This is a genomic window from Streptomyces sp. CB00455 (assembly GCF_001905445.1).
Classification (GTDB): Bacteria; Actinomycetota; Actinomycetes; order Streptomycetales; family Streptomycetaceae; genus Streptomyces.
Genome location: NZ_LIVQ01000005.1, coordinates 556,874 through 566,046 on the forward strand (window position 1 = coordinate 556,874; position 9,173 = coordinate 566,046).

A 9,173-nucleotide genomic window follows, 5' to 3' on the forward strand; every position below is an offset into this window, starting at 1 on the left:
CCGGCAACCGTCCGCCATCCCCTCGACGAGGAACAGAGCATCCCGATGCCCACCCCGGCCCTCCCCTGCCCCTGCGGGCTGCCCGCCGCCTACCCGCAGTGCTGCGGCCGCTTCCACTCCGGCGCCGGACAGGCACCCACCGCCGAGCGGCTGATGCGCTCCCGCTTCAGCGCCTTCGCCGTCGGCGACACGGCCTACCTGCTGCGCTCCTGGCACCCCTCCACCCGCCCGGGCCGGCTCGACCTGGATCCGGAGCAGCGCTGGGAGCGGCTGGAGATCCTCTCCACCGAGCGCGGCGGGGTGTTCGAGACGCAGGGGTTGGTGGAGTTCCGGGCGCACTACCGCGAGGGCGGGCACACCGGTTCCCTGCACGAGCACAGCGCCTTCTCCCGTGAGGGCGGGGCCTGGGTCTATATCGGCCCCCTCTCCCCCGTCGACTTCGACTGACCGCGCGCCCCGCTCAGGGCGAAGTCCAGGCTGGTGCGGTACCAGTGGACCTCCTCCGGCGGGCCCGCCTTGAGCAGCGGCAGCGCCACGGCTGCGGCCGCCGGCACCTGTGGGTGCCCGTACGGCGGGGGCGGTGCGAGCGCGGCCAGCACGATTCGCTCCCCGGGATCGGGCACGGCCTGCCGCACCTCCTCCTCCGGGAGCACGGACGCCAGCACGGCGGCCCGCTCCCAGGGATCGGCGGCTCGTCTCAGCAACAGCCCGACATGCCGCCCGCGCCACATGCGCGGGCGCAGATCCGCCTTGGCCGCCATCAGCGCCCGGTCGGCCGGTGGCGCGGTCCCGCGCAGCATCGCGGGCTCCCGCGCGGCGAACTCCCGCAGTTCCGCGGTGAGGTAGAGCCAGACCACCGCCCGGTAGCGGTTGATCCGGTAGCCCACCGGGACGAGGTGGCCGCAGCGCGCCAGCCGGGTGAACCGGCTCGGTCCCACGCCCAGCACCACGGCGGCGGCTTCCGCGCCGGCCACGGTCGCCACGCGCTCGCGCAGCGCCTCCTGCCAGCCGCCGCCCGCCAGGGCCTCGGCCGCCCTGACGCGCTCCAGCTCGGCCCGTGCGTAGCGCGCGGCCCCGCCGGGCGCCGGCGGTCCGGGGCGCACGATCCCCAGCTGCAGCGCCCTGGCGAACTCGGTCCGGCTCAGGCCCAGTTCCCCCGCGGCCTGCACCCCACTCACCAACGCGCCGGCCCCCGGGCCCGCATCCTCCGGGCGCGACTCGGTCCGCGCACGCGCCTGCGCGCGCACATCAGGCTGTGCCTGCGCCCCGACTTCCCCGAAGACGTCCACGGTCATGGGCTCTCCGAGCACGCTTCCCGTCTGCTTCCTCATCACGGCCTCCCCCACGCTTCGATTACTCAGCGTGAAGACCGTAACTCGGTGCGACGACACCCCGCGCGCCCTGTGGAAAACTCAGCCGCCGGTGATGCGCCGCTCTGCGACGCCGAGGTGTTCACCCACCCTGTTGACCAGCAGCGTCATCTCGTAGGCGACCTGTCCGATGTCCGACTCCGAAGCACTCAGCACGCACAGGCAGCTGCCCGCCCCCGCCGCCATGACGAAGAGGACCCCCTCGTCGTACTCCACCATCGTCTGCCGGACCTCCCCGGCCCTGAAGTGGCGCCCGGACCCCTTCGCCAGGCTCTGCAGCCCTGCGGCCACGGCCGCCAGGTGTTCCGCGTCCTCCCGCGCCAGCCCCGCGCTCGCACCCGTGACCAGGCCGTCGTTGGACAGCACCACCGCATGGCGCACCTGCTGGACCCTGCGCGTCAGATCGTCCAGCAGCCAGTCGAGCTGCTTGTCCAGTGCCATTTCGAGCCCCTCCCCGTCGACGCGGCCGGCCGGCCGCGCCCCGCCCCGCATGGTCGTCCCGCAAGCCTTCCCCACCAGTGCCTTTCCGGCAAGGAGGATGTCCCCATGGCGAAGAAGATGACTCAAGAGGAATGGCGGGCTTTCGTCTCGCACTCCACACGCACCGGCAAGCTCTCCACCGTCCGCGAGGACGGCAGCCCCCACGTCGCGCCGATCTGGTTCGTCCTCGACGGCGATTCCTTCGTGTTCAACACGGGCAAGGACACGGTCAAGGGGCGCAACCTCGCCCGGGACGGCCGGGTCGCGCTGTGCGTGGACGACGAGCGGCCGCCGTTCTCCTACGTCGTCCTCCAGGGCCGCGCCGAGATCAGCGAGGACATGGAGGAGATGCGCACCTGGGCGTCCAGGATCGGCGGCCGCTACATGGGTGAGGAACGGGCGGAAGCCTTCGGCCGCCGCAACGCCGTGCCCGGCGAACTGCTCGTCAGGGTCCCGATCGACAAAGTGATCGCCGTCGCGTCGGTGGCGGATTGACACCGGCCGGCGAACGGGCCGTCCCAGGGTCCGGCGTGGTCCGCTCCGCGCCCGCGCGGCCGGACCGGATCACGCCGGACCGTCCTGCGACCCGACCGATTCCAGCAGCCGCGCCGTGTGGAAGCGCCCCGCGTACTCGACCAGCCTGACCAGTACTTCCTTCCCCGAGTCCTTGTCCCGCGCGTCGCACAGCACCACCGGCGTCCCCTGCTCCAGTTCCAGCGCCCGCGACACGTCGTGCGCCCCGTGCCGCCGGGCGCCCGTGAAGCAGTTGACGGCCACGACGAAGGGGATGCGCCGGTGTTCGAAGTAGTCCACCGCCGGGAAGCAGTCCTCCAGCCGCCGCGTGTCCGCGAGCACCACCGCCCCGAGCGCACCCCGCGACAGCTCGTCCCACAGGAACCAGAACCGGTCCTGGCCCGGTGTGCCGAACAGATAGAGCGACAGCCCGGACCGGATGGTGATTCGCCCGAAGTCCATGGCGACGGTGGTGGTCGTCTTCTGCTCCACCCCGCCCGTGTCGTCGACCAGTTCGCCCGCCTCGCTCAGCAACTCCTCCGTGCGCAGCGGTCGGATCTCGCTCAACGCGCCCACCAGCGTGGTCTTGCCGACGCCGAAGCCACCCGCCACGAGGATCTTGAGGGCGAGCGCGGTCGGGTCGCCGCCGTCCCCCCGCTCCCCGTCCGGGCCCGCGCCCCGGCCGGGGCCGAAGCCTTCGTCGTCGTGTCGTCCCATCACAGCGCTCTCAATCCCTGTCAGCCAGCTGTAGGCGGCACGGTCCAGGTGTCCCATCGCCACCGGACGCTAGTCCGGGTGATGGCGCGAACAAGGGGAGCATTTCGAAAGCATCTGGAACTGCTGGAATATGACAGAGAAGAGGTCGCCTACGATCACACGACGTGCCGGCTTGCACACGTTGCGCTCACGCGCCGCCTGGCCACCGCACATCACCCGCGTACCGCACCTCCACCGCGGGGTCACTGTGGGGGATCATGGGCGCATGAGCGAAGACCACCGCCACGTCCAGGAGTTCTTCGGAACGCGCGCCGCCGACTGGGACCGCAAGTTCCCCGAGGACGGGCCCGCCTTCGCCGACGCCGTGGCCGCCTGCGGACTGCGCGCCGGGGACCGTGTCCTCGACGCGGGCTGCGGCACCGGGCGCGCCCTGGTCCCGCTGCGCACCGCCGTGGGGCCGGACGGCACCGTGCTCGGCGCCGACCTCAGCCCGCAGATGCTGTCGGCCGCACGCCTGGCCGGGCGGGGCGGGCCGGGCGCGCTGCTGCTCGCGGACGTGGCCCGGCTGCCGCTGCGCGACGCGGTCCTGGACGCGGTCTTCGCCGCCGGGCTCATCGCCCATCTGCCCGATCCGGGCGCCAACCTGTGCGAGCTGGCCCGGGTGGTCCGCCCGGGCGGCCTGCTCGCACTGTTTCACCCGATCGGGCGGGCGGCCCTCGCCGCCCGCCACGGCCGGCAGCTCACTTCCGAGGACGTGCGCGCCGAACACAACCTCCGCCCGCTGCTGGCCCGTTCGGGCTGGCGGATGACCTCCTACACCGATGAGGACCGTCGCTTCCTGGCCCTGTCCGTGCGTCATCCGTGAGGGACCCTTTCCGTACGCCGGCCCCTTGCCCGGGATGCGCGCAGGGGCCCCGGGTCACGCCGGAGGCTGGGCCTCGGCTCCGGCCGGCCGGCGGGGATGCGGCACGGGGCAGCCGCCCGATCCGGGCACGGGGAACGTGCCGAGCTCGCCCACGTCGTAGCCACCGGGGTAGCTCTTGATCTCCGGGTTCTGGCGGGCGTAGTGCGGGGCCGTGCGCGGGGGCAGCAGCCGCACCGCGCGCCCGCGCAGCCGCAGGGCGCCCCGGACCAGCCGCCGGACCCCGGGGCGCGGCGAGTGGTACCGGAAGGCGTTCAGCAGCGGTTCGTCGAGGAGGGCGAGGCTCGCGCCGCGCAGGGCGGGGGCGAGCGGCGCCGGGTACCAGGAGGCCATCAGGCCGAGGGTGGAGTCCGCGACCTCGCGGCCTCCCTCGTCCCAGCCGAAGTGGGCCTCCTCGTAGGCGTCCAGGGTGGTCTCGAACTCCTCGTAGGAGCCAGGGATGTCCGTGATGCCCATGTGCCGGCCGAGGGTGGCGTAGTAGTTCGCGCAGGCCCGGCGCTCGTGGTGGGTGAGCGGACGCCAGCCGTAGGCGTCCAGCCAGCGGGCCGGGATCACCACGAACGTGCACAGGACGTAGCGCATATCGTCGTTCGAGATGTCGTAGCTGCGGTGCATCTGGTTGACGCGGCGGATCGCGGTGCGCGCGGTGTCGCTGTCGAAGCCGTGCTCCACCACGGCGTCGAGGAGCAGCGCCGTGTCGTCGTAGCGTTTTTGGGTGCGGTCCGTGAATTCTGCGGTCTCGGCGAGCAGGCTGCCGATGGAGGGCACGGCGTACGTGCGGAACAGGGCGAGCTCCAGGGCGCGGGTGAAGTCCCAGGGAAACTCGTAGGTGGCGGTGAGCCGGTAGATGGCGAGGAAATCCTTGTCGGGGTCCAGACGGAGGATCTCCCTCAGCCGGTCGTAACGCTGCACCGGGTGTCCCTTTCTGTGGCGGGTCGCCAACTCTACGTGCAGGCAGCGACCTTGGAAATCGTCGCCCGCCAGCTCTCGACGGGCGGGTTACCCGCTGGTTAAGGTGCGCCGACGAGAGAGCTTCCGGGAGGCCAGGTGTCCGACGACGAGGATGGCGGCTCGCTGTACGTGCTGACCGCCGTGCTGCTGACCCCCGCGCAGTTTCCCGGCGTCCTCGGCGACGACTTCCCCGAGGCCTGCTCCCAGCTGGGCGTGGAGCCGGGCGGGGAGGGGTACGGGCTGGTGCTGGGCCAGGACGAGGAGGGGGCGCGCTGGACCGTCGTCGTGGACGACGTCTCGCTCGTGGCCACGGCCATCGCCTCGTGGGACTGCGGGATGGAGTACGACCTGTCCCCCGACGAGCGGTCGATCGTGGTCTCGCTGGCGGGCTGGCCCCTGGAGCTGTCGGTGGCCGCGAGCGGGATCCCCGAGCCGCACGACCCGCAGCAGGGAGCGGACGGCACGGGACGGGTACCGCTGGCGCCTCCCTCGGCCGAGGCGTGGGGTCCGGTGCAGCGGCGGATGGGCGCCGACCAGATCGCGCGGGAGTGGGCCGACTGGCGCGAGCGCGTGGCCACGGACGGAGGGGCCGCGGCCGCCGCGCACCCCGGGCTGGCCCGGGCGCTGGAGCAGGCCCGTGCCTACACGCTCAGCCCGCCGCCGCCCGGGCGGGTGCGCTCCTCCTTCGCGGGCGAGGGGGCGCGGACGCTGCGGGCGGACGGTCCCGGATGGTCGCTGGTGGCCCGGACCGGTGACGCCGCCTTCGTGCTGCTGGACGAGGAGCCGGGCGAGGTGCTGTCGGTCCCCCGGGAGGGAGATCCGGATCTGTCGCGGCTGCTGACGGCGCTGGACGGGGTCGCGGTTCGCCCCGCCTGAGGGCACGGGGGCCGTCGGAGGCTGGAAATCGCTCTGGTTACCCCGCGTACAGAATGATCGAATCAGTGACGTAACCCGACACAAGGGGCGTGTCTTCGCCCCTTTCGATTCGTTCCGACGACGGAGGCCGCTCGTGAATGCACCGGCGTACCTGGACCTGCACCGGACGCTGTCCGAGGACATCGACGCGGAGCTCACGGCCGCGCTCGTCCGCCTCGGGCCTGCGTCGAGCGCCGTCAGAAGAGCGGTCGCGGCGCTCCTGGAACACCGCACGTTCAGACATCCGCTGTCGGTACTGCCGCTGCTCGTGCACGGTACGGAGACCGGCGAAGCGGCTCCGGCCGTTCCGATCTCGGCCGTGCACCTGCTGTGGTGGACTTCGGCGTGCTACCTCGACGACCTCGCCGACGGGAAGGGCGCGTCCGGGCCCGCGGGGCTCACCGGGGACGAGGCACTGCTGGCCTCCGTCCTCACCGGGACCGCGCTGCCCCTCCAGATCATCCAGGCCCAACCGCTCCCCGAGCAGGCACGCGGCGCGCTGCTGACCGAGCTCGTGAACGGCTGGGTCCTCGGCATCGAAGGCCAGATCGGCGACATGCGCGGTGACGCCGGCAGCGCCACGCGGGGCTCGGTCATCGAGACCTACCGCGGGAAGTCGGGTGCGCCCTTCGGGATGATCACGGCCATGGCGGCCGTCTTCGCGGGGGCGCCGGGCGGGAAGGTCCGGCTGTGGCGGGAGTTCGGCCATGTCTTCGGGATCCTGTGGCAGCTGTTCAACGACCAGGAGGACATCCTCTCGGGCCGTGACGAAGACCTGCGCAACGGCACGGTGACCTACCTCCTGGCCGGCGCGCTGGAGGACGCGGCGCCGGGCGCCCGCGCGCGCCTGCTGGACCTGTGCGCCGCCGCGCGCGCCTCGCGTCACGCGCGGGCGGAACTCGCGCACGCCCTGCGGGAGCCCGTCCTGCTGGAGCGGTACCGCGCGGACCTCGGCGCCCGCCGTGACGAGGCGCACCGCATCCTGGACGACCTCGGCGCCCGCGGGGACTACTTGCCAGCGCTGCGACAGCTCGTGGACCACTCGGCGGGGATGCTGCTCACCGCGGACATCGGCGCGGGCCTGATCACGACTCCGGCAGGGGCCCGGTCCCGCGGGGCCGCCGCGCGCTCCGGAGCGGCCGGCGTCGTCTGAGGGCGCGGGTCCGTGCGGGCTGCACGCTCGAGCCGGAGCCCGCACGCCCCGGCGGCCGTCAGCGGCCGATCTGCTTCCTGGACAGTCCCCGCAGGCGGCGCCGCTGGGAGGAGTCCAGCAGGAGGTAGGCGGCAGCGGGCACGCCGATGAGGACCAGAAGCCCGGCCCAGAACCCGACCGTCCAGAACAACACGATGGCTGCCACGACTCCGGCAACCGCGACTTTTCCGCTCGTGGACATCTGCGGACACCTCCTCCTGTCGTCGACCACTACCCTCTCAACGCGGCACCGCGACCGCGCGTTCCCGGCTGCCCGCGGCCCGCACCGGTCCCGTGGTCCTCCACCAGGACGCCGGTCGACGACGCCGGTCGACGCGGCCGGGGCGCCGGCCCGTGCGGGGGGGCGCGGCGATGCCGATGCGGAACGCCAGTGACCCGTCGGGGACGGGTGTCGCACAGCCGGTCCTGCGTGCCGAAGATGTCCGCCGGCCACCGCTCGCGTCCGCGTCCGGCCGGCGGCTGGTCCGTTCGCACCGCGTCAGCCCGTGCCGGGCGGACCGGGCGTCCCCGGCCGCGCTCCCGCCGTCGGGCGCGGCTACTCCCAGTCGTCCCAGGGCGGTTCCGTCTCATCCAGGCCGAAGGGCTCCCCGTCGGAGTGCGGCGCCGCCGGCCCCGGCGTCGTCGCAGGGGCGGGGTCCGGGGCGGCCGCCGGGGCGGCCTCGGGAGCGCCGTGCTGCGCCAGGGTGGCGAGGACGCCCTCGGCGTACTTGGTGAGCTTGGCCTCGCCGACCCCGCCGATGGCCGCCAGCTCCTCGACCGTGCCCGGGAGCCGCGTCGCGATCTCCCGCAGCGTCGCGTCGTGGAAGACGACATACGCCGGGACCCCCTGCTCGCGCGCGGTCTCGGCGCGCCAGGCCCGCAGGGCCAGGAAGAGGGGTTCGGCCGCGGCCGGCAGGTCGACCGGGACGCGGGCGCCCTTGCCGGAGCGCGAACCGGACTCCTTGCGGGGCGGGCCGACGGGCACCTTCTCCTTGCGCATCGAGACGCTGCGGCGGCCTCCCAGGACCTCGCCGCTCTCCTGCGTCAGCACGAGGGTCCCGTAGTCGCCCTCCACCGCCAGCAGCCCCTGCGCCAGCAGCTGGCGCACGACTCCCCGCCACTCCGCGGTGCCCAGGTCCGACCCGACGCCGAAGACGGAGAGGGCGTCGTGGTCGAACTGGATGACCTTGGCGGTCTTCTTGCCCTGCAGGATGTCGATGACCTGCCCGGCGCCGAACTTCTGGCGCCGTTCCTTCGCCAGCCGCCACACCGTGGACAGCAGTTTCTGCGCGGCGACCGTCCCGTCCCAGGACTCGGCCGGAGTCAGGCACGTGTCGCAGTTGCCGCACGCCTGCCCGGACTGCCCGAAGTACGCCAGCAGCCGCACCCGGCGGCAGTCGACCGTCTCGCACAGGGCGAGCATGGCGTCCAGGTGCATGCCCAGCGACCGGCGGTGGGCCGCATCGCCCTCGGAGCCGTCGATGAGCTTGCGCTGCTGGACCACGTCCTGCAGGCCGTACGCCAGCCAGGCCGTGGCCGGCTCGCCGTCGCGGCCGGCGCGGCCGGTCTCCTGGTAGTAGCCCTCGACTGATTTCGGCAGGTCGAGGTGGGCCACGAAGCGCACATCCGGCTTGTCGATGCCCATGCCGAAGGCGATCGTGGCGACCACCACGACGCCGTCCTCGCGCAGGAAGCGCGCCTGGTTCGCCGCCCGCACCCGGGCGTCCATCCCCGCGTGGTACGCCACGGCGTCAACGCCCCGCTCCACCAGGAAGGCCGCGGTCTTCTCCACCGAAGCGCGCGAGAGGCAGTAGACGACTCCGGCGTCCCCGTCATGCTCGGCGCGGATCAGCTCCAGCAGCTGCCCCAGCGGGTTGTTCTTCGGGACGATGCGGTACTGGATGTTCGGCCGGTCGAAGCTCGCCACGAAGTGCCGGGCGTCATCCAGGCCGAGCCGTTTGACGATCTCGGCGTGGGTGGCCTCGGTGGCCGTCGCGGTGAGCGCGATCCTCGGCACCTTCGGCCAGCGCTCGTGCAGCATGGACAGCGCGAGGTAGTCGGGCCGGAAGTCGTGGCCCCACTGGGCGACGCAGTGCGCTTCGTCGATCGCGCA

At 73.1% G+C, this 9,173-nt stretch carries 11 protein-coding genes; 5 read left to right on the forward strand and 6 right to left on the reverse strand.

Annotation, left to right across the window (positions count from 1 at the left end):
* The first annotated feature begins 45 nt into the window (after positions 1-45).
* Complete coding sequence (locus AMK16_RS22745) at positions 46-447, forward strand: YchJ family protein (protein ID WP_073918534.1); 402 nt, start codon at positions 46-48, stop codon at positions 445-447.
* Here AMK16_RS22745 and AMK16_RS22750 read toward each other — a convergent pair.
* The gene (locus AMK16_RS22750; protein ID WP_143196853.1) at positions 411-1,331 is read right to left on the reverse strand and encodes a DUF6397 family protein; all 921 of its coding nucleotides are present in this window, start codon (positions 1,329-1,331) and stop codon (positions 411-413) included. The two genes, AMK16_RS22745 and AMK16_RS22750, sit on opposite strands and share 37 nt — an antisense overlap.
* 81 nt (positions 1,332-1,412) lie before the next feature.
* Positions 1,413-1,811, reverse strand: coding sequence for a roadblock/LC7 domain-containing protein (locus tag AMK16_RS22755; RefSeq protein ID WP_073918921.1), 399 nt, complete (start codon positions 1,809-1,811; stop codon positions 1,413-1,415).
* A 105-nt stretch (positions 1,812-1,916) separates the two neighbouring features.
* On the opposite strand from AMK16_RS22755, the gene AMK16_RS22760 reads away from it, so the two are divergent.
* Positions 1,917-2,345: a PPOX class F420-dependent oxidoreductase gene (locus tag AMK16_RS22760; RefSeq protein WP_073918537.1), complete on the forward strand. Its 429-nt coding sequence runs from the start codon at positions 1,917-1,919 to the stop codon at positions 2,343-2,345.
* Between the two features lie 69 nt (positions 2,346-2,414).
* Here AMK16_RS22760 and AMK16_RS22765 read toward each other — a convergent pair whose 3' ends face one another.
* A complete protein-coding gene (locus AMK16_RS22765; RefSeq protein ID WP_073918538.1) occupies positions 2,415-3,080 on the reverse strand; it encodes a GTP-binding protein in 666 nt (221 codons plus the stop codon).
* A 265-nt stretch (positions 3,081-3,345) separates the two neighbouring features.
* Here AMK16_RS22765 and AMK16_RS22770 point away from each other — a divergent pair, with 265 nt between their 5' ends.
* A complete protein-coding gene (locus AMK16_RS22770) occupies positions 3,346-3,945 on the forward strand; it encodes a class I SAM-dependent methyltransferase (RefSeq protein ID WP_073918540.1) in 600 nt (199 codons plus the stop codon).
* A 54-nt stretch (positions 3,946-3,999) separates the two neighbouring features.
* Here AMK16_RS22770 and AMK16_RS22775 read toward each other — a convergent pair whose 3' ends face one another.
* Entirely contained in the window at positions 4,000-4,914 is a 915-nt protein-coding gene (locus AMK16_RS22775) for an oxygenase MpaB family protein (RefSeq protein ID WP_073918541.1), read from the reverse strand.
* Positions 4,915-5,049: 135 nt separating this feature from the next.
* Here AMK16_RS22775 and AMK16_RS22780 point away from each other — a divergent pair, with 135 nt between their 5' ends.
* Positions 5,050-5,829 carry a hypothetical protein gene (locus tag AMK16_RS22780; protein WP_073918543.1) on the forward strand — a complete coding sequence of 260 codons (780 nt, stop codon included), beginning with the start codon at positions 5,050-5,052 and terminating at the stop codon, positions 5,827-5,829.
* Positions 5,830-5,962: 133 nt separating this feature from the next.
* Positions 5,963-7,021, forward strand: a complete 1,059-nt coding sequence (locus AMK16_RS22785) for a polyprenyl synthetase family protein (RefSeq protein ID WP_073918545.1) — start codon at positions 5,963-5,965, stop codon at positions 7,019-7,021.
* A 58-nt stretch (positions 7,022-7,079) separates the two neighbouring features.
* Here AMK16_RS22785 and AMK16_RS22790 read toward each other — a convergent pair whose 3' ends face one another.
* Together AMK16_RS22790 and AMK16_RS22795 are read right to left on the reverse strand one after the other, a co-directional pair.
* Positions 7,080-7,262: a hypothetical protein gene (locus AMK16_RS22790; protein WP_073918546.1), complete on the reverse strand. Its 183-nt coding sequence runs from the start codon at positions 7,260-7,262 to the stop codon at positions 7,080-7,082.
* A gap of 354 nt (positions 7,263-7,616) precedes the next feature.
* The coding region (locus tag AMK16_RS22795; protein WP_242438844.1) for a RecQ family ATP-dependent DNA helicase at positions 7,617-9,173 on the reverse strand (1,557 nt) is incomplete at its 5' end.